General features: G+C 59.7%; 18 protein-coding genes and 2 rRNA genes. 14 read left to right on the top strand and 6 right to left on the bottom strand.

What is annotated here, in order from left to right; all coding sequences use genetic code 11:
• The 4 genes from BW974_RS26250 to BW974_RS19920 form a co-directional block, all read left to right on the top strand.
• A 23S ribosomal RNA gene (locus BW974_RS26250) occupies nt 1–1,592 on the top strand; the annotation flags it as partial.
• A gap of 131 nt (nt 1,593–1,723) precedes the next feature.
• Nucleotides 1,724–1,845 (top strand): 5S ribosomal RNA (gene rrf, locus BW974_RS19930).
• A gap of 256 nt (nt 1,846–2,101) precedes the next feature.
• Nucleotides 2,102–3,466 (top strand): outer membrane protein assembly factor BamB family protein, encoded by a 1,365-nt coding sequence (locus BW974_RS19925; protein WP_076432217.1) that lies wholly within the window; start codon nt 2,102–2,104, stop codon nt 3,464–3,466.
• 302 nt (nt 3,467–3,768) lie between these two features.
• Complete coding sequence (locus tag BW974_RS19920; RefSeq protein ID WP_076432215.1) at nt 3,769–4,395, top strand: right-handed parallel beta-helix repeat-containing protein; 627 nt, start codon at nt 3,769–3,771, stop codon at nt 4,393–4,395.
• A 33-nt stretch (nt 4,396–4,428) separates the two neighbouring features.
• On the opposite strand, the gene BW974_RS19915 is transcribed toward BW974_RS19920, so the two are convergent.
• On the bottom strand, nt 4,429–5,637 hold the full coding sequence (locus tag BW974_RS19915) for a glycoside hydrolase 5 family protein (protein WP_084186394.1): 1,209 nt from the start codon (nt 5,635–5,637) through the stop codon (nt 4,429–4,431).
• A 218-nt stretch (nt 5,638–5,855) separates the two neighbouring features.
• Here BW974_RS19915 and BW974_RS19910 point away from each other — a divergent pair, with 218 nt between their 5' ends.
• The 5 genes from BW974_RS19910 to BW974_RS19900 all read left to right on the top strand — a co-directional run bounded on the left by BW974_RS19910 (nt 5,856) and on the right by BW974_RS19900 (nt 10,341).
• Nucleotides 5,856–6,416 (top strand): metal-dependent hydrolase, encoded by a 561-nt coding sequence (locus BW974_RS19910; RefSeq protein ID WP_076432213.1) that lies wholly within the window; start codon nt 5,856–5,858, stop codon nt 6,414–6,416.
• A gap of 149 nt (nt 6,417–6,565) precedes the next feature.
• Entirely contained in the window at nt 6,566–6,793 is a 228-nt protein-coding gene (locus BW974_RS24940; RefSeq protein ID WP_139328947.1) for a hypothetical protein, read from the top strand.
• A gap of 42 nt (nt 6,794–6,835) precedes the next feature.
• On the top strand, nt 6,836–7,000 hold the full coding sequence (locus BW974_RS25875; protein WP_175609748.1) for a hypothetical protein: 165 nt from the start codon (nt 6,836–6,838) through the stop codon (nt 6,998–7,000).
• 61 nt (nt 7,001–7,061) lie between these two features.
• Nucleotides 7,062–9,437, top strand: coding sequence for a cation:proton antiporter domain-containing protein (locus tag BW974_RS19905; protein ID WP_217694368.1), 2,376 nt, complete (start codon nt 7,062–7,064; stop codon nt 9,435–9,437).
• 139 nt (nt 9,438–9,576) lie between these two features.
• Nucleotides 9,577–10,341 (top strand): cytochrome b family protein, encoded by a 765-nt coding sequence (locus BW974_RS19900; protein ID WP_076432209.1) that lies wholly within the window; start codon nt 9,577–9,579, stop codon nt 10,339–10,341.
• A gap of 30 nt (nt 10,342–10,371) precedes the next feature.
• Here the strand turns inward: BW974_RS19900 and BW974_RS19895 are convergent, their stop codons facing one another.
• The 5 genes from BW974_RS19895 to BW974_RS19875 form a co-directional block, all read right to left on the bottom strand.
• The gene (locus BW974_RS19895; RefSeq protein WP_076432207.1) at nt 10,372–11,145 is read right to left on the bottom strand and encodes a maleate cis-trans isomerase family protein; all 774 of its coding nucleotides are present in this window, start codon (nt 11,143–11,145) and stop codon (nt 10,372–10,374) included.
• A 37-nt stretch (nt 11,146–11,182) separates the two neighbouring features.
• Nucleotides 11,183–12,811, bottom strand: a complete 1,629-nt coding sequence (locus BW974_RS19890; protein WP_076432205.1) for a hydantoinase B/oxoprolinase family protein — start codon at nt 12,809–12,811, stop codon at nt 11,183–11,185.
• Nucleotides 12,808–14,814 (bottom strand): hydantoinase/oxoprolinase family protein, encoded by a 2,007-nt coding sequence (locus BW974_RS19885; protein WP_076432202.1) that lies wholly within the window; start codon nt 14,812–14,814, stop codon nt 12,808–12,810. Before BW974_RS19885 ends, BW974_RS19890 begins: the two co-directional genes overlap by 4 nt.
• Nucleotides 14,815–16,032 carry an Nramp family divalent metal transporter gene (locus BW974_RS19880; protein WP_076432184.1) on the bottom strand — a complete coding sequence of 406 codons (1,218 nt, stop codon included), beginning with the start codon at nt 16,030–16,032 and terminating at the stop codon, nt 14,815–14,817. It abuts the gene before it with no gap.
• Between the two features lie 250 nt (nt 16,033–16,282).
• Nucleotides 16,283–16,831 (bottom strand): ribbon-helix-helix protein, CopG family, encoded by a 549-nt coding sequence (locus tag BW974_RS19875; RefSeq protein WP_076432183.1) that lies wholly within the window; start codon nt 16,829–16,831, stop codon nt 16,283–16,285.
• 218 nt (nt 16,832–17,049) lie between these two features.
• On the opposite strand from BW974_RS19875, the gene BW974_RS19870 reads away from it, so the two are divergent.
• The 5 genes from BW974_RS19870 to BW974_RS19850 all read left to right on the top strand — a co-directional run bounded on the left by BW974_RS19870 (nt 17,050) and on the right by BW974_RS19850 (nt 20,249).
• Nucleotides 17,050–17,313: a hypothetical protein gene (locus tag BW974_RS19870; RefSeq protein WP_076432181.1), complete on the top strand. Its 264-nt coding sequence runs from the start codon at nt 17,050–17,052 to the stop codon at nt 17,311–17,313.
• Between the two features lie 72 nt (nt 17,314–17,385).
• The gene (locus BW974_RS19865; RefSeq protein WP_076432179.1) at nt 17,386–17,682 is read left to right on the top strand and encodes an AbrB/MazE/SpoVT family DNA-binding domain-containing protein; all 297 of its coding nucleotides are present in this window, start codon (nt 17,386–17,388) and stop codon (nt 17,680–17,682) included.
• Nucleotides 17,679–18,119 (top strand): type II toxin-antitoxin system VapC family toxin, encoded by a 441-nt coding sequence (locus BW974_RS19860; protein WP_076432177.1) that lies wholly within the window; start codon nt 17,679–17,681, stop codon nt 18,117–18,119. The genes BW974_RS19865 and BW974_RS19860 overlap by 4 nt, the downstream gene beginning before the upstream one ends.
• Before the next feature lie 89 nt (nt 18,120–18,208).
• A complete protein-coding gene (locus BW974_RS27290) occupies nt 18,209–19,459 on the top strand; it encodes a DUF2238 domain-containing protein (RefSeq protein ID WP_076432176.1) in 1,251 nt (416 codons plus the stop codon).
• A 175-nt stretch (nt 19,460–19,634) separates the two neighbouring features.
• A complete protein-coding gene (locus BW974_RS19850) occupies nt 19,635–20,249 on the top strand; it encodes an HdeD family acid-resistance protein (protein WP_245800206.1) in 615 nt (204 codons plus the stop codon).
• Nucleotides 20,250–20,272: the final 23 nt, after the last annotated feature.

Raw genomic sequence — 20,272 nt, 5'->3', positions numbered from 1 at the left:
TTCGTATGGACCGTTCAGTATAGAAAATCCTGGCCATAGTAGCAGCGTTAGTCGGGTGTGAACCCCGACGACCTAACGAGTAAGGGTTCCTCAGCAATGCTTATCAGCTGAGGGTTAGCCGATCCTAAGTCCCATCGTAATTCGAGTGGGACAACAGGGAAACTGGTTAATATTCCAGTGCTAACACCATTCAAAGCCGACGCCTCAGGAAACATCGAACCGGGTTTTCGCCCGGTCGAATCATCAAAATCCGTGGAAGCCGTAATGGCAGGAAGCGGATGAATGTTGAGATAGCGCAAGTCGATGGTACCCGGGGCCCGTGAAAAGGTGAGTGTGTTAATCGTACCGAGATCCGACACAGGTACTCTGGCGGTGAAAGCCAAGGTCTGTCGGGATCAACCGACGTTAGGGAATTCGGCAAGTTAGTCCCGTAAGTTCGCGATAAGGGATGCCTGCCTTGTATAAAGGCAGGCCGCAGTGACTCGGACGCTCCAACTGTCTAGTAACAACATAGGTGACCGCAAATCCGTAAGGACTCGTACGGTCACTGAATCCTGCCCAGTGCGGGTATCTGAACACCCAGTACAATGGGACGAAGGACCCGTTAACGGCGGGGGTAACTATGACCCTCTTAAGGTAGCGTAGTACCTTGCCGCTTCAGTAGCGGCTTGCATGAATGGATCAATGAGAGCGTCACTGTCCCAACGTTGGGCCCGGTGAACTGTACGTTCCAGTGCGGAGTCTGGAGACCCCCAAGGGGAAGCGAAGACCCTATAGAGCTTTACTGCAGGCTGTCGCTGAGACACGGTCGCTACTGTGCAGCATAGGTAGGAGCCGCTACACAGGTACCCGCGCTAGCGGGCCACCGAGGCATTAGTGAAATACTACCCGGTAGTGACTGTGACTCTCACTCCTGGCGGAGGACACCGGTAGCCAGGCAGTTTGACTGGGGCGGTACGCGCTCGAAAAGATATCGAGCGCGCCCCAAGATTTCCTCACCCGAGTCGGAGACTCGGAGAAGAGCGCAAGAGCATAAGGAAGTCTGACAGTGTCCTACACAACGAGGGACGCTGACGCGAAAGCGTGGTCTAGCGAACCAATGAGCCTGCTTGATGCGGGCCATTGATGACAGAAAAGCTACCTTAGGGATAACAGAGTCGTCACCGGCAAGAGCACATATCGACCCGGTGGCTTGCTACCTCGATGTCGGTTCCCTCCATCCTGCCCGTGCAGAAGCGGGCAAGGGTGAGGTTGTTCGCCTATTAAAGGAGGTCGTGAGCTGGGTTTAGACCGTCGTGAGACAGGTCGGCTGCTATCTATTGGGGGTGTTACGGTATCTGACGGGAACGTTCGTATAGTACGAGAGGAACTACGAATGGGTGCCACTGGTGTACCAGTCGTTCGAAAGAGCGCGTGCTGGGCAGCCACGCACCACGGGGTAAGAGCTGAACGCATCTAAGCTCGAAACCCACCTGGAAAAGAGATACCACCGAGACCACTCGTAGAAGACGAGTTCGATAGACTCGGGATGTACGCGCCGAGGCAACGAGGCGTTCAGTCCGCGAGCACTAACAGGTCAATGCCACACAATCATACCGCATATTGGAATTCACACGCACACGCGTGTGAGTCCAGGCGCAAACTGGATTGCACATTACATACGGTTGTCCGAACCATCAACGATTGGTATCCGTAGTCACGGTTCGATTCCGTGAGTTGACGTTAAGGCGGCCAGAGCGACAGGGTCACACCCGTACCCATCCCGAACACGGTAGTTAAGCCTGTCTGCGTTTCGGTCAGTACTGGAGTGCGCGAGCCTCTGGGAAATCCGATTCGCCGCCTCCCATTCATACTTGCATTCATAACCCACCACGAGCGACAGCGCTCGCGGTGGGTTTTTGCTATTTATCGAGCGCCATTAGTGGTCACGCTCAGTCATTTTCATAGGTTGTCATACTGCTTCAATGAGTCATTACTATGCCTCTCGTGCATAAGTCCGGATTTTTGGAGGATTTTTGTGCCGAGACGGCAGGGACTGCGTTAGTACAATCGTTATTTCACTCTCCGTGATGTTTTTCACATAACACGTCTATCGTGAACTATGAGCGATGATAAAGTGTCGAGCGGCGGGTGGTCACGCCGTCGCGCAATTGCCGCGGCCGGGGGGATGATAGCGGTTGGAGGATGTCTCACCGAGTCGAAACCGGAGCAGTCTCCACCGGCGCAGGATACGACTCCCGAGCCAGAAGACGAGGAAGATTCTTCCGCGTCGGATTCGTGGCCGTGTTTCGGCTACGATGCGGGGAATCGAGGGTCGGCACCGACTGCGAGTGGGCCAGCCCAAAATCCGCGAATCGAATGGACGTTCGACGCGGGAACGCCGACGATGAACAGCTCGCCGGTCGTGGTTGATAACGTAGTTTACACGACGGGAACGGGTGACCCCGGCGGTATCCGTGCGGTCGATACGGAAAGCGGTGAACAGGTCTGGAAGTTCGACACCGATGGGTACGTCTCGTCGGCACCCGCAGTCGTCGATGGTGTTCTCTACGCTGGAACGTGGGGGAAGCAGTTCTATGCAGTGGACATCGAAAACGGAAACCAGCGGTGGACGGTCGATATCGGGCACCGATTTAATTCGTCTTCGCCGGTCGTCGCGGACGGACGAATCTTCGTCGGGACGATAGGTGACGGCCCGCTCCTCGTCTCTGGCCCGGAGGACGAGGAAAAATTCGAGGCCTGCGCCCTGCTCGCGCTCGATGCGGAAACCGGGGACGAACTGTGGCGCTACGACGATTTCGGCGAGCGCGACCACATCGAGTCCTCGCCTGCCGTTGCAGACGGCCGGGTTCACTTCAGTGGCGAGGAAACAGTCTATGCGCTCGATGTCGAAACGGGCGAAGTCGCTTGGTCGCGGAATATCATTGGAGGTTCGTACGCTTCTCCGGCAGTTGGGGATGGACTGGTGTACTACGCGACTCCCTACCGTGGTGACTCTCCGAGTCGGTTGTGGGCGCTCGACGCCGAAACCGGCGAAACGAGGTGGACGTACGGAATGGAGGATATGAGTCAGAAGATTTCTCCGGCAGTGGCGGACGGAACCGTCTACGTCCCTGCCTCATCGACTCGAATCTGTTCGCTAGCAGGTGGCTCGGACGACGACAACTGCTCCGGCGTGACGCGCGGGCGACTGTACGCGGTGGATGCGAAAACTGGAACGGAACGGTGGAAGGCAGAAATAAAGACGGACACGCGCTCATCACCCGCAGTTGCGGACGGCGTCGTCTACGTCGGATGCCGAAACGGCCTGTCGGCGGTGACAGTCGATGGTGAAAACGCGTGGCGGTTCGATTTCGAGGGCGAACGCGAGGACTCCCCATATGTAGAATCTTCTCCGGCAGTTGCCGCTGGTCGCGTCTTCATCGGTGCGTCAGATGGGCAACTCAGGTCGATTAGCGAGGAATAAACGACCGGTTAGCGACGCGTTACTGTCGGCAATGCTCTGTTATTGCCGCCGAGTGGTGTGTCGCTGGCCACGCTGTGGCTTTGGTTGCGTCGTTCGTGTTTCGAAAATGGCTGATTTCCTTCTACAAATTTGCCACTTGATTCGGCAAAACCGGGTTGGACGGCGTAGCTGTTGGGTCGGGCGTGCGCGCACGCCCGACCTTGCCAAATTCTCTTTTCGATTTTCGAGAGATGCGACGGCTTTCGGTGCCGGTCGTGGCCAACGATATTTAATACATAGAGCGAAGAATACTACCGGTAGGAATGGTCTCTATCGATGCGTCGTCTCCCGGGCGAAAGTTCCTCCTCATCATCGCCCCATTGGTTCTCCTCGTTGCACTGACTGTCGCGGTCGATTTCGTCGAACTGTCGCCGGGTGACGACCGACCCGGCGAGAAGTCGGTCGAACCGACCGCCCTCGACCACTGCCGAACGATTTCGAGTCCCGGTGAGTACGTTCTCACCGACGATTTCGGCGGCGCGACCGGATTGGCGAGCAGTTGCCTCGTTATCAATTCGAGCGACATTCGGATAAACGGCTCCGGACACACGCTGTTGGGAAGAGGCGTCACCGACTCCACGGGAATCGTGGTCGATAACGAATCCGGCGTCTCGAACGTGACGATTCATTCGGTACGAGTCGAGCGCTGGAATCGCGCGATTCACCTCAGAAACGCTTCGGACGTGACGATTCGAAACGCGAGTACGGTTCGGAGTGCGACTGGAATTACGGTGTGGAACGGCACTGACGTCACGGTCAAAAATACGTGGATTTCCCGTAATCTGTTCGGTGTCGTCGTGGACAACCGAAGCGAGCAGGTGAACCTCACAGCCGCTCGGTACGGCGACAACTCTGCGGCGAACAGCACGCGCGGGACGGGCGAAGTGTAGTAGTCAGCAGTCGGCACGTTCGTCGGCGGTGCCTTACTCGGGTTGCTCTTCCCCGGGTGCCTGCTCCGCTTTCTGTTCAATCTCGTTCGCCCAGTCCGGGTACTCCGTTCGCTCTTCGCCCTCGTACTCCGGGTCACCGGACATGGCCTTGATACTGCGTGCGTCGTCTACGTCCCAGACTGCGCCGTCCTCGTGGAATAATCCATTGAGAACGCCGTGTTCGCGGAGATAGAGCGAGAATGCGGGTTTTATCATCAGCGACCAGAAGAAGTTCCCCGTACCGAATTTCTGAATCGTCGGCGCGAGGGAGGCGTAATCCGGAACTGCGGCCTCGCCGGACACCTCCGCGAAGAACGAATCTCCGGGGCGGATTCTTTGCCACTCAGAAAGCCACACCGGAGCGCCGATTTTGTCCTGAATGTGGTTCGCCTGTCGAAGTACGCGCTCGTAGCGGTCGGTCGTCCGGGCGAAGTTGTAGTGGAACTGGAGGATGTCCATCCCCCAGTCAAGATAGTCGGCGTTGTTCGCCAGACTGGTCGAACCCATCGACAGCGGAAGTTCGCCCTGATACAGCGTGAAGGTTTTCGACATCTGGCGGAAAAACCGAATGTCCTTTTGATTCCAGCCGGGTTCGTTGGTCACCTCGATGGCCAACAGGCGCTCGTCGTTGCGGTACCGCTCCATGAATTCGACGATGAAATCGCGCGGGTCGTCCCACAGTGCCCGATTCGCCATCGTTCTCGTGGAGGGCGAAAACGCCTGTACTGCGGTCAGTGGGTCGTCGTTGATGAGATTTTCGTAGGTGGGTTCGCGCCCGACGCTGTCGAACAGGCCGAGGAGGACGCGCATGCCGTAGCTGTCGGCCGTGTCCAAGAAATGTTCGAGCGCTTCCCAATGTTCGTCGGGATGTTCGAGCCAGTATTCGTAGCTCATCCACGTCCGAATGGCGTTTAAGTTGACGCTGTCGGCGTAGCCCAAATCCCGTTCGATGATTTCGGGGTCGTAATCCCGCCACATCTGATACCGGTTGAACGCCCTCGCGGGGATGTAAATCGCGCCGCGAACGTCTACGGGTGCGTCGGTTTCCGGCGGGAGATTGACTTGCCTTTTACGATTTTTCGGGTTTCGGGTTCGATTCGAAGTGGAGGTTCCAAATAGCGTACTACCCGCGACTGCGGGAAGTCCGCCAGCACTCGCGCCGACACCTGCGAGGAACTGACGGCGACCAACTCGTCTGCTCATACCTTGCGTTCGCGCTCAAGGGTGAACAAACTATTCCCCGATGGCGGTTCCGTCTGGTTGAATCACGATGCTAGTGTTGATATATCTCACACACGTTCGACCGCCATCCACGACACTCCAATAAATACTTTTTTGTCACACAATTCGTATTGCACTGCTGAAAGAGATAGTCTAACCAGCCAGAACACGTATTACTGCGTGACGTATTCGGTTCTCGCATGGTTGACGTGAGTGGGCATTTCGGGATGGCACTGCTGTTCGCCGGGCCAGCGTGGTTCGTCTGGGGTCGACGGGGGGCGCTCGGATTCACGGCATTCACACTGATGACGGCGATGCTCCCGGACGTGGATTTGGCGCTTCGGCACGTTCTCCCGGTCACTCACCACGGTATCACGCACACCCTGTTGTTCGTCATAATCGTGAGTCTCCTCGGCGGAGCGGCCAGCGCGCGCTTTCTCACTACGTCATTGAACGCGAATCGGTGGATACGAAGTACCGACATTCCGCGCGAAACGGTGTTCGTTTTCGCAACTGGCGGCCTTCTCACGGGCGGAATCAGCCACATCTTCGCCGACTTGCTTTCGGCACCTGACATCGCCGCCCCGCTGTCGCCCCTCTGGCCGGTGCACAGCGACCCCATCATCATCGACGTTATCTACTACGATTCGCCGCTCTGGAACTTCGGCCTGCTCGCGGTGGCCATCGGAGTGCACCTCGTCCTCGCCAGAAATCGACGATACCCGCTCGACACTCGCTACCGTCTCGGCGAATTTCGATAACGGCGCGAATCCTCACGATCTTAGGACAGACGTAACCCATTTATTTCGTTCATCGACGGTTCGAGTCCGTCGCGGTCGGTATCGCGCTTTGCCCGTCGAATCGTCGATTTTCGACGCTTTAGCCGGTTTCTAACCCGTTCTGACCGTTCGTGAACCGAGAACGGTCGATGGTGCTGATAAGGCCTGCGGGTACATGGTCGAATGCGCGCCACCCCGGCGCGAGCGAAACGACACATGGCACGCGACACACCAACCCGGTCAAACGACACAATCCGATTACCCGACACGGCCAAACGACACGGAGAAACCAAATGACACGCGACGACCACGCGATTCGCCCGAGTCAGGAATCGAAGCCGCCCGACCTGCCGACCTGAACCGCCTCCGAAACCGCATTCTTCCCCCTTCGGCCTTCCATCATGAAAATCACGCCACAGTTGCTCAAGGAACTGCTCACGGTCGTTACCATGCTCACGACGTTCATCAACACGATGACGGAAATGGCACACATTACGAACACACGAATCGTCATCGTCGTGCTGCTGGCCTGCCTTCTGGGACTGACCCTACTGGTGAGAGACTGATTCACCCGCCTCTCGCACAAGAGTATTTCCGTTCGGTTGTCGAACAGGGAGCGGGGGAGAGATGTCAATGTTTCAAATCGATTCGAGTGGCGTCATTCCGCCGCTTGGACATCACGAGTTGTTATTTTTGTTCGGACAGTTGTTCGTCCTCCTGTTGACGGCCCGCGTTCTCGGCGAAGTTGCCAGATACTTCGATTTTCCGTCGGTGCTGGGCGAACTGCTCGCGGGAATCGTCCTCGGGCCGTCGATTCTCGGGGCGCTCTTTCCGGGCCTGTTCGTCGCGCTATTTCCCCCCGACCCGGCGCAGTATCACCTGCTCGAAGCGGTTTCGTGGCTCGGTCTGCTCATGCTGTTGGTCGTCACCGGATTCGAAACCGACCTCGACCTCATCGCCAGTCGCGCCCGCAGAGCAACCTCGATTGCGAGCGCGAGCATCGTCGTCCCGTTCGTCCTCGGATTCGGCATCGCGTGGGTGCTTCCGGCGACGTTCCTCGCGGCGGACGGAAACCGATTCGTGTTCAGCCTCTTTATCGCCACCGCGCTCTCCATCTCCGCGATTCCCGTCATCGCGAAAATCCTCCTCGACCTCGGCATCATCGACCGCGAAATCAGCCAGTTGACCATCGCCTCGGGGATGATAAACGACACCGTCGGGTGGATTCTCCTCGCCGTCGTCGCCGGACTCGCGCGCGGCACCGAGGAGACGGCGATAACGACCGCCGGGACGACGATTCTTTTCCTCGCAATCTTCCTCGTCCTCTCGTTTACCGTCGGTCTTCGCCTCGTTTCCCGCCTGATTCGGTGGGTCGATAGCACGTTCAACAGCGACCTCTCGCTCATCACGACGGTCATGATTCTCGCGCTGGGCGTCGGAACGCTCACGCACGCGCTCCGACTGGAGGCCGTCCTCGGCGCGTTCGTCGTCGGAGTTCTCGTCGGCCGAGTGAACCGGTTCGACCAAGGGGCTCGCCACGTCTTCGAGGTCATCACGCTCGGAATCTTCGCGCCGATATTTTTCGCCACAGCGGGGCTTCGCGTGGATTTGACGGCCCTCGCGACGCCGTCCATCCTGCTCGTCGGTGCCGCCGTGTTGGGTGTCGCCATCGCCGGAAAGTTCATCGGCGCGTTCGTCGGTGCACGGGGTGCTGGACTGTCGAACTGGGAAGGTATCGCCATCGGCGCGGGATTGAACGCCCGCGGCGCGCTGGAAATCATCGTCGCAACTGTCGGTCTCAGCCTCGGCGTGCTGACGGAGACGATGTACACGATAATCGTCGTCATCGCCATCGTCACCTCGCTGTTCGCGCCGCCGATTCTCCGATTTTCTATCGACCGCGTCGAACTTTCGGGCGAAGAAGAGCGACGATTACAGCGTAAAGAGCGCGACGAACGGAGTTTTTTGGGGTCGGTTTCGCGCGTCCTGCTTCCGACCCGCTGTAGCGTTCACGCTCAACTCGCCGCGCAGTTGCTCGGCCACATCGGTCGAAATCGGGACATCGAAGTGACCAACATGTACGTCGTCGGCGCGAGCGAATCGGAAACCGATTCGCTCGCGGGCAGAATACGCCGACGCCTCTCGAAGTACACATCCTCGAAATATACGTCGGACGCGCCCAGCCCTCGGAGCAACGGTGGCCCTTCGGCCACGAACTCACCAGATCCAACCACAAACGCCGTCGCGGAGGACTGTCTCGACAACACCACGCGACAGCTATCGCTTTCCCAAGAGATGGTTCACAATCGAGTTCGACCCCGACGCGGAACCGTCGGCGAAACCGTCACTCGGGAACTCCACCGCGGATACGATTTCCTCGCGCTCGGAATGGGTATCGCGGACGGCGAAAGCGGTCGCAACCCTGGAGACGAAAACGGAACAGGTCGTAAAACCCGAGATGGCAACGGCCGACCGCTGTTCGAACTCGGTATCGAAGACGTGCTTCGGGCGACATCGACGCCCGTCATGGCTGTGAACGCCAACGTCGAGAACGCGGACGGGCCGCTCGATTCGGTTCCGATTCGCCGAATCCTCGTTCCGACGGTCGGAACCGAATACAGCCGTCACGCCGCCGAAATCGCCTTCGAAATCGCGCTCGACTGCAACGCACTGGTAGAAATCGTTCACGTCATCGACCTCAGGCGACTCCACGAACTGTTCGTCGGCGAGGCGGACGTGTCCGAAGCGGTCGAAATCGGGGCGGAAATCGTCGATAGAGAAGCGACGCTCGGCCGGCAACTGGGTGCGAACGTGCTGACTGACGTTCTCGTTGACGACAATCCGGAACGTGCGGTCATCGACCGGGCGACGACGAACGAAATCGACCTCATCGTGCTCGGAAGCGAACTGCGGTCGCTCTCACAGCGCGCGTTTTTCGGCTATCATGTCGAATACGTGCTGAAAAACGCGCCCTGTTCGGTCGCGGTCGTTAGCTCTCGGTAGGACACGAAAAGTCCGGTCGGAACGCTTCAGTCACAGCCACAGCGATTGAGATAATCGTGCGGTACGGAGCATTTCTCGAAAAGATTCATGCCCGAACAGCGACTCAGACCTAGTACGGACTGAGTGGGGGGATGTTAGCATGGGGGATTCAAACGACACGAACGAGGAGCTACGCACAGACGGTTCGCTCATCGTCCCGCCGGACGACGAATCGCCGACGTGGCTCGAACGAAAACAGCGAACGCAGGGACTTGCCCGACTGACCTACGAGTATTTCGAACGCGCGCGCTACGAAGACCAACAGTTGCGAGAAGAATCCAGTTACGTCGAACGCGACGTGCTTGCGTTTCCGACGTGGCCCCACGAGATGATTCGCAACCTCTCCATCGTGAGCTTTTTCGTCGGAATGATTCTGCTCCTCTCGGCGACACTGCCGCCGCATCTCGGCCCACCGGCCGACCCGAGTTCGACGCCAGCGATTATCCTGCCCGACTGGTATCTGTACTGGTCGTTCGGCCTACTGAAACTCGGGCCGCTCAATCCCGAACTCGCCATCCTCGGCGGGGACAAACTGATGGCAGACCGAACCTACGGCGTCATCGCGAACATCATCGTCGTCGGCATTATCGCCATCGTGCCGTTCCTGAACAAGGGAAGCGCCCGGCGCCCGGTCGAAGAACCGTTTTGGGCCGCTGTCGGCGTGTTCGGCGTCATCTTCGCCGCCACGATTAGCGCCTTCGCGGTGCAGAACCTCGTTCCAATCGACGCGAACCTGCTCTTCGACCTCACGTTCCTCCTGCCGTTCGTCGGCGGATTCATGACCTACGCGATTCTCAAGGCGATGCGCGAGGGGTACATGTTCGAACTCAACCGGCGGTACTACCGACTGCGCCCGCCGAAATAAGCGCGGTAAAAACCGAGAAAACCCGCTCGATCAGCCCTTCTCGCCCAAGCGACCCGGCGTGTCTCCGGCAACGCCGGGTCGCCGAAGCGCGTCCCAGAGCGTCGCTTGATTGCTCGTCACGACCGGAATCCCGAGGTCGGATTCGAGCGGTTCTATCGCTGGAAGCGTCCGGTAGTTCGTACAGGAGACGAACACGGCGTCTACGGCGTCGGCGAGCGATTCGAAATCGTTCGCCGACCTAGATGGGGAACTCGACGCCGAATCGGCGTCGAGTTCCCCAACGACTTCCCGAACCTGCCGATAGGCGTCCTCGGGTCTGAGCGACCCGATTCCGGTGTTCGCCTCGATGCCGCGTCCGTCGAGTTCGACCACGTCGAATCCGGCGTCGGTCAGATAGGATTCTTCGCGGTCGTTCAACTCGTCGGTGTACGGCGTCACGACCGCGATTCGTTTCGCATCAAGCGCCCGCAGTGCGCGTTTGACCGAGAGCGCGGTCGCCACCGCGGGTGTTCCCGCCGTCTCCGACAGAGACCGTTCGAGGTCGCTGTCGAACCCCTTCCCGTGCAGGAGGCTTCCGGTCGTGCAGGCGTAGGCGACCACATCAACGTTCGCGTGAGCGAGTCGCTCCGCGCAGGAAACGGCGTCGTCCGCCATCGAATCCAGTTCTTCCACGGTCACCGATTCGAGGGGCATCCGCGCCGCGTGCAGACTCACGCCGTCGGGGAGCGCCCGCCGGAACTCGCCCTCGACGGTCGTATTCGAGGACGGGACGATGACGCCGAGGCGGGCGCGCCAGCCGAACATCAGCGTACCTCCATCATTTGCTTCTCTCCATCCGTCGTCATTCGTCCCACTCCATCTTCCCGTCCTCGCGGTCGCGGTCGATTTCCGCCGAGTTGCGCTCCTCGGCGAATCCGTGGCCACCGCCGCCCGGCGTGGAGACGGTAATCGTCGTTCCGGCGGGTACGTCTCGCGTCGTCTTCGCCGGAACGAGTTCGCCCGAGATTTGGTTTTCGCCCGGTTCGCCGTCCTCGCCGCCCGCGATTCCTCGCGGGGCGACTCGGCGGCGTTCGGTCAACAGGGACACCGTCGCGTCGGATTCCACCGTCACGGAACGAACGACGCCGAGGCCGCCCCGGTGTTCGCCGCGCCCGCCGCTGTTTTCGCGGAGTCCGTACTCTTCTACGAACAGGGGATATTCGGCTTCCATCGCCTCGACCGGCGTGTTCAGTGTGTTGGTCATCCCGACCTGCACGCCGTCCATGCCGTCCTTGGTCGGCCTGCCGCCGAATCCCCCCGCGATGGTTTCGTAGTAGGTGAAGCCGTCTTCGCCACCGTCTCGACTGCCGATAGTGAGGTTGTTCATCGTTCCCTGTCCCTGCGCGGGCACTCGGTCGGGGGCCGCCTCCGCAAATGCGGTGAACACCACGTCGGTTACTCGCTGACTGGTTTCGACGTTGCCGCCGACGACTGCCGACGGTGGTCGCGGATTCAACAGCGACCCCTCGGGAACTGCCACGGAAATCGGGTCGTAACAGCCCTGATTCGGTGGAATTTCCGGGTCAGTCACGCACCGAATGACGAAGTACACCGCGCTCTTCGCCACTGCCAGCGGCGCGTTCACGTTTCCGGCGACCTGTTCAGCGGTTCCGGCGAAATCGACCTCGATTCGGTCGCCGTCGATCGTCACAGCAACTTCGATTGGAATTTCGTCGTCGGTCACTCCGTCGCCTTCCATCACGTCCCGCGCGCTGAACTCGCCGTCCGGCAGGTCGGCGAGTTCAGCGCTGATTCGGTCGTTCGAGTAATTCATCACGGCGGAAAAGGCCGCGACGACGCGACCTTTTCCGTGTTCTTCCACGAGGTCGCCGAGTCGTTCTTCCGCCCGTTCGTTGGCGGCGATTTGCGCGCGAATGTCCGCCTTGCGCTCGCCCGGATTCCGGACGTTTGCGAGCAAGAGGCTCATCACGTCGTCGTTCACGTCGCCGCCTTTGACGAGTCGAACCGGCGGGAGTCGGATACCTTCCTGATAGATTTCGCGCGCTCCGGCGGGCATGCTTCCGGGGGTCATTCCACCCACGTCGGCGTGATGGGCGCGGGAAACCGCGTAGCCGAGGATTTCCCCGTCGATGGAAATCGGCGACACCATGGTTACGTCGGGGAGGTGGGTGCCACCCTCGAACGGGTCGTTCAGCACGAACACGTCGCCGGGTTTCGGGTCGTACTTCAACACCGTCGTCACCGCCGCAGGCATCGCGCCGAGGTGAACCGGGATGTGTTCGGCCTGCGCGACCAGACGGCCCGATTCGTCGAAGAGGGCCGTCGAGCAGTCCCGTCGCTCCTTGATGTTCGGCGAGTACGACGAGGTGATGAGCACCTGTCCCATCTCCTCGGCGACACCTTCGAACTGGTTGCGCATGATTTCGAGCGTCACCGGGTCGATGTCCGCTGCCGATTTCCGTTCGCTCATTCGTCCTCACCTCCCGACAGCACGAACGTCCCATCCGCTTGCACTGTTCCCGACCACGCCGGGGGAACGACGACGGTGCTTTCGTTCTGTTCGAGGATTGCGGGGCCTTCGACCGTCTTCCCTTCGCCGAGTCCAATTCGGTCGAAAACCGCCGTCTCGTGGAACTCGTCGCCGAAAAAGACCTCGCGGGTTCCCTTTCTGGCTTCGCCCGCAGTTCGGTAGGAAACGGAGAGCGATTCGCGTTCTACGACTGCCGTCGCCCGCAGGTTCACCAGTTCTATCGGGTCGTCCATCGTGTAGCCGTAGGCGTTTTGGTGTGCCTCGCGGAATCTTCCCGCGACCGCTTCCGCATCGAACGATTCCCCGACTGGAACCGTCAGTTCGAAGCTCTGACCGACGTAGCGCAGGTCTGCCGCCCGCTGAACCACGGCATCTTTTGGAGTCTCTACATCTTTCAGCACGTCCGCCGTGAGTTCGTCGTAGGTCGATTCGACCGACTCCAGCGACAGTCCCGAAAGCTGACTTCGCAGGGTTCTGACCGAATCGTGTTTCTCGTCGGCGGCGAGGAGGCCGTAGGCCGACAAGACGCCGCAGGCGTGGGGGACGACGACCGAATCCATATCCAATCCGTCCGCGAGCGCGGCGGCGTGCATCGGCCCCGCCCCGCCGAATGCGACGAGTCCGAATCCGCGCGGGTCGTGACCCCGTTCGACCGTGACGGCCCGAATCGCTCGCGTCATGTTCGCGTTTGCGACCCGGAAGACGCCGCGCGCGGCGTCGAGTGCGCCGTCGAGTCCAGCCTCGTCAGCAAGTCGGGAAAGGACATCGTGGGCCGCCTCCTCGTCCAGTTCGAGTTCGCCGCCGAGCGCCGAACTCCCGCCGATGTAGCCGAGGACGACGTTCGCGTCCGTGACCGTCGGTTTCTCCCCGCCGCGACCGTAGCAGGCCGGGCCGGGGTTCGCGCCGGAGGATTGTGGGCCGACACGGAGCGCGCCGCCCGCGTCAACCCACGCAATCGACCCGCCGCCAGCGCCGACCGTGTTCACGTCAACCATCGGAGTTTTGATTGGCCGCCCGTTGATTTCGGCGTTCGTCGTCCGCTCGACTTCGCCGTCGCGGACGAGGCTTACGTCGCTCGACGTGCCGCCCATGTCGAAGGTGACCAATCCGTCGAGAGTGCGCTGATTTGCCGTCTCCGCCGCGCCGACGACGCCCCCGGCGGGACCGGACATCGTCGTCGTCACGGCGTGTTCACGGACGGTTTTCGCCGGAGCGATGCCGCCGTTTGCCTGCATGATTCGCGGCACCGGAACGCCGAGGGTTTCGGCGCGCTCCTCCAACCGCCCGATGTAGGCGTCGATGGCCGGGGTGACGTAGGCATCGACGACCGTCGTCGAGGTTCGCTCGTATTCACGGAACTCCGCGAGCACTTCGTGCGACGCGGAGACCGGAATGTCGAGTTCTTCGCGGAGGATTTCTGTGATTGTCTGCTCGTTTTCCGGATGTTGGTAGGCGTGCAGACAGGCGACTGCGACGCTTTCGGCGTCGCAGTCGCGGATGTTTTCGGCGACCTGCCGAACCTCGTCTTCGTCGGGTGCGACTCGGACGCCGTCGATTGCGGTTCGCTCCGAAACCTCGAACCTGCGCCGCCGTGGAACGAGCGGCGCGGGTTTGTCCACGTTCACGTCGTACAGGTCTGGTCGGGCCTGTCGCCCGATTTCCAGCACGTCGCGGAAGCCTTCGGTGGTCACGAGCGCGGTTTTCGCGCCGTTTTCTTCGAGCAGAGCGTTGACCGAGACGGTCATCGCGTGAGTGAACGCGTCTACGTCGCTCGGGTCGATTCCGGCCTCCTCGCAGGCTTTTTCGATGCCCGAAATGACGCCGACGCTCTGGTCGTCCGTACTTGGAACTTTCGCCGTCACGAGTTCGTCGTCCGGCGGGAGGAGAACCACGTCGGTGAACGTTCCGCCAACATCCACGCCGACGCGGGTGTTCCCGGCCATTCAGAACACCCCCAAACTCTGCCCGACGCCGTACAGCGAGCGCAGTCCGAGCCAAACGACGACGAGCGTGACGACCACGCCGATGACGTTCTGTGCGGTGCTGTTCACGTACTCCCCGAGGATGTCGCGGTCGTTCATCACGTAGATGAGGAAGACGGCGACGATGGGAAGAAGGATTCCGTTTGCGACTTGCGCGAAGACGATTGCCTCCACAGGTTGGAGGCCGAGTCCGGAGAAGACGATGCCGATGAGCAGAATCGACCCCCAAACTGCGCGGAACTTCGTCGCTTTCAGGTCGGTGTCCCATCCCAGCGCCCCGGCAGTCGCGTAGGCTCCGGCCAACGGCGCGGTCGTCGCGCTCGTGAATCCGGCGGCGAACAGGCCAATACTGAACAGCACGGTCGCCTGCGTTCCCGCGAGCGGTTCTATCTGCTCCGCCATCGTACTCACGTCGCTGATTTCTGTACCGACGGGGAACACCGCCGCCGCGGTGACGAGGATGGCGATGGTGATGCCACCGCCGACGAGAATCGAGAGTATCGTGTCGGCGCGCGACTCGCCCAACTCGTCCGGCCCGGCCCAGCGTTCTTGGACGCTCCCAGCGTGCAAGAACAAGTTGTAGCCGACGACGGTGGTTCCGATGAGACCAGTGATGAGGAAGATAGAACCTTCGGGAACGCTCGGGACGAATCCCATCGCCAGCGCATTGAGGTCGGGACCGATGAGTATCGCGTTGATGACGAACGCCACTGCCATGAGCGCCACGAGGCCGACGAGGGCCTTTTCGATGAGTTTGTACCGGCCAGTCCACAGCAGTGCGCCAGCACAGAGACCCATCAGCGGCCCCCAAATATTTGCGCTGATACCCGTGATTCCGGCGAGTCCGGCGGCCCCGCCGAGGATGTTCCCGGTTTCGTAGGCCGCGGTTCCGATGCCGATTGCACTCACCACGAGCGCGATGCTGACCGTCGAGAGGACAGGGTTGTCGAACTGCTCTTTGAGCGCCTCGCCGAGTCCGTTGCGCGAGACGACGCCGAGACGGGCGCTCATCTCCTGCAACACGATGGTTGCGACGATGGAGAACACAATTGTCCAGACGAGGGCGTAGCCGAACTCCGCTCCCGTCACGCTCGCGGTCGTCACCGTTCCGGGACCGATGAACGCCGCCGCGACCATCGCACCCGGGCCGATCGATTGTATCTTATCTATAATGTTCATGGTTGTTGACGTGCTATGGTGTCACAACCCAATATTCGAACTTAAAACCCCTCTAAGAACGCCGTGTACTGCTGTCTGCGCGGTTATGTGGCTGTTGTGAAATAGTGTGAAATCGTATGAGCCACTCATATATTTTTCAAAATTTTCTCCCTTCCCTTCCCTTCCCTTCCCTTCCCTTCCCTTCCCTTCCCTTCCCTTCCCTTCCCTTCCCTTCCCCGTGTCACCCGATTTTCGCGCTCTCGTCTTTCTCTCAGCCGTTCCGAACTTCCGTAATGAGCACCTTCGAAACTCCTTCTTCGATTTCGAGTTCGAACGGCAGTCGGGCCGTACTCAACTCGACGAACCGCATCATGAACCACTTCGCCGACTCAGTGGGGAACACGACGTGGTAGGTGTCTCCCTTCGTCGCCCGAACCGTCAAAAACCCGCACAGCGACAGCCAATCGAGCAGTTCGCCGAGGCTGTCGAACCGGTTTTCGTACTCGCGGGCGTGGTACTCGGACACTTTGTCGGCCTGTTCCAAGAACGCCTGATTCGGTTCGCCCGCCTCGTCCTCCACGTAATCCAGAAAACAGTGGAGAAAATCCACGTCCAGCAGGACGTGTTCGCCGCTCGATAGCATCTGGTGGTAGGCTTCCAGATTCTCCCCGGCGTCCGCCGTCGCCGCGTCGTAGTTCGCCGCGTAGAAGGTGAGCGCCTGCCTGACGAGTTCGCTCTGGGCCTTGCCGGTCTGATTGACGAGGTTGTCGAGCGCCGTCTGTGCGTCGTCGTCGAGCGACACCGTGATGCGGTTCGTCATCCTGTCTCTATCTCTGGCGAGGAGGGTTATCGTTCTGTCCCCGTTTTTTCGACCTCGATTTGGCTCGTCCGAACTATTTTCACGGTCACCATTCGATTTTCCTGTGAAACTGACCTTTCGGATGGGATTTCTGGAATGTGGGCGATGTCGATGTGCAGTTCTCGATTTGCTATCTGTTAGAGAATATTTATAGGTTTAGAATCATAAACACGCGAAAGATGCCACCCTCCGCTCCGTTCTTCGACCGTGGAACCGGTACGATAGACACGACGCAACTTCTTGTCGAAGCAGCACCGCTCGCCAAACTGATTGGACTGTTTGCGGCGATTGCACTCGTTCCGTTCGCGATAGCGTTTCTGCTGGGCGGTTACTCGATAGTCGGCGTGCTGTTTACATTGGTCGGTCAATTCATCCTCGCAGTCGGTTCCGGTATCGTTCTGCTGTACGTCGTCTCCCGTGGGATGCAACTCTCCCGCGAGTGATGGCCTCGGAGTGGAAATACCGCATAAATGTATTACAAAGATTCAAGTATTACTGAATACTACTCATTACATATGACCGACGCTGAAGAGGGAACCACTGTTACCGTCACGAGCAAGGGACAGGCAACGATTCCAAAAGAGTTCCGCGATAAGCTCCACATCGACACGCCGGGGCGTGTTCGATTCGTCGAGAACGAAACGGGAGAAATCGTGATTCGACCGGTCAAGCGCCCGTCCGAGATTCGAGGCGCACTCGCAGCCAAGGCTGAAGACGGAGAACAGTCGGCCACGGAACTGCTCCGCGAGGAACGAGAGCGAGACAAAAAGAAAGCCGAAGAGAAGGAACGCCGGTCGGAGCGCGATGAATGACGGTCGTCTTCGATGCCGAGCCGCTTCTCGCCTTCTCGTTCGATGAACCCGGTGCCGCCGAAGTTGAGCATTGGCTCAACCGCGTGTACGACAGCGAAATCGACGGCTACGTGACGACGGTCAATCTCGCGGAATTTCGGTACATTTCCGCTCGTCAAACGTCTGCAACGGCAGCGGACGCCCATATCAACGACCTTCGAGAGATGGGAGTTACTGAGTGCGGAATTGACGACCTATGGAAATCAGCATCAGATTTGAAAGCCTCGTACAGTCCATCGCTCGGAGACGCATACGCCGTCGCCGCCGCTAAAGCTATAGATACTGACGACGAACAAAATGTAACCCTTCTCGTCGGAGCGGACGATGACTATGATGTATTCGAAGAAACAGCGGGGTTCTCACACCTTATCGAACGCTTCCGAAACAATCCCGCCTGATGCGTGTCTAAATGGGACAATTCCATCGCTAATATTCTGGTCCCTATCTCACACTCCACACTTTAGCTATTCCCCGACGTAGCTCTCCTATGCTCGGGTCGGAAACGACCGACGGAAACGCAACCCAACGAAACCGAAACGCACTGCTCGCGTGGGTTCTCGTCGCGAGCATGGCCGTCGCCGTCCTCGCCAGCGCGCTCCGCGGCGATTACCTGTGGGCGGGGTTCGGCGTCGCGTCGATTCTCCTCGCGCTGATACCAGTTTTCGCCTTCCGGCGACCGACTGCGATGATTCCGTGGGAGTCGCTCCTCGCGGTGGCACTCGGCCTCATCAGCGTTCCACTCGGGTCGCTCCTTCCGCGCTCGATTGCGACATTCGTCGCCGTCGCGGGATTGGCGCTCGTGGTGGCCGTCGAATTGGATACGTTCACCGCGGTCGAACTCTCGCCGTTTTTTGCAGTGCTGTTCGTCGTCGTCGCGACCATGGCGAGCGCGGGGCTGTGGGCGGTCGTGCAGTGGACTGCCGACGGCATGCTCGGCACACAAAACCTTCGCAGTCTCAGCAGTGTGATGTGGTCGCTTCTCGCGGCGACTGGCGCAGGCATCGTCGCCGGGGTTGTTTTCGCCGTCTACTTCCGGCGCGTCGATACCGCCAGATTCGGGTTTCGGCCCGCCGACGGGCGAGCACGAACGGAAGGTACGACCGCCGTCGGAGCGACCGAAGGCTGGAACCTGTCCGAAACGCGCCAGCGACAGGTCGTTCGTGCGTTTCAGCTCGTCCTCGTCGGTGTCTTGCTTTTCGGCCTGTTCGAGGTGAACGTCGGCATCATCGTCAACACGGCAGTCGCGCTGGTGTTGACCGAGGTTCCGGCCCTGCTCGAACGAAACTACGGATTGCCGATGGATACGCGACTAACACTCTGGATAGTCGTTCCCGTATTTTTGCACGCAATCGGGACGGTCGGCCTGTACCAGTCGATTGGCCTGTGGGACCAACTGACCCACGCGCTTTCGTCCTCGGTCGTCGCGGCGGCGGGCTACACGGTCGTTCGCGCGCTTGACGTTCACGCGGATTCCATCTATCTGCCGAAGGAGTTCATGTTCGTCTTCATCCTCCTCTTTACGCTCGCCTTCGGCGTGCTGTGGGAACTGCTTGAGTTCGGACTCGACGGGATTGCATCCACGACCGGAACCGAGAGCGTCCTCGCGCAGTATTCGCTCGGCAACACGATGCTCGATTTGGTGTTCGACACGGTTGGCGGCGTCGTGGTCGCACTCTGGGGTGCGCGGTATCTGTCTCACGTTTCCGACGCCCTCGCGTCGGAGACGTTCGAATCATAAACGTTGGATGGGTCATGAATACCGAATCATGAGCGTCGATTGAACCACGAGTCTCGACTCGTGACATATTCGCATTTTCGTCCCCAAATACCCGCATCCTATCACTGCCGTTATCATCCCGCCACTGCCGTTATCGTCCTGCCACTGCCGTTATGTTCGTCTGCGTTGCACGGGCATGGGGGAAATCGAAATGAGTACCGTCAGGACACGGGATGGCGAGGAGCTAGCGAGCACAGTACAGGACACGTGGCGACTGCTGATGGGCGTCGGCGTCGTGCTAACCGTCGTCGGATTGGCGGCCATTTTCACTCCGCTGTTTACGAGTATCGCGCTGTCGTTCCTGCTCGGCGCGTATCTCGTCGTCGGTGGTATCGCACATCTCGCTCACGCCGTTTCGGGGCGAGGGTGGGCCGGATTTCTCGGACAGACGATTTTAGCGCTCGTTTTCGTCGTGGCCGGGATTGCATTCCTGTTGAATCCACTCGTCGGACTGTCGGCATTGACCCTGCTGTTGATCATCTTTTTCCTCGCCGAAGGACTGGTGGAAATCGGCATGGGGCTTCGTCTGCGTCCGGCCCGAGGGTGGCTGTTGGTCGTTATCAGCGGAATTATCTCGCTGGCCGTCGCCCTGTTCGTCTGGCTTGAGTATCCGAGTTCCGCACTGTGGGCGGTTGGACTTCTATTCGGAATCGGCCTCTTTACTAGCGGTCTGTCGATAGTTGCGACTGCGATGGGTGGGCGAGCGGTTGCGAAAGGGGTAGTCGATGAAAAAGTCGGAGAAGTGGGATAGCCGTCCGTGGGTCGTCGGCTCCT

Source organism: Haladaptatus litoreus (assembly GCF_900156425.1).
GTDB classification, from domain to species: domain Archaea; phylum Halobacteriota; class Halobacteria; order Halobacteriales; family Haladaptataceae; genus Haladaptatus; species Haladaptatus litoreus.
The sequence above is the reverse complement of the archived record's forward strand: the minus strand, read 5'-3'. Positions and strand labels throughout refer to the sequence as shown.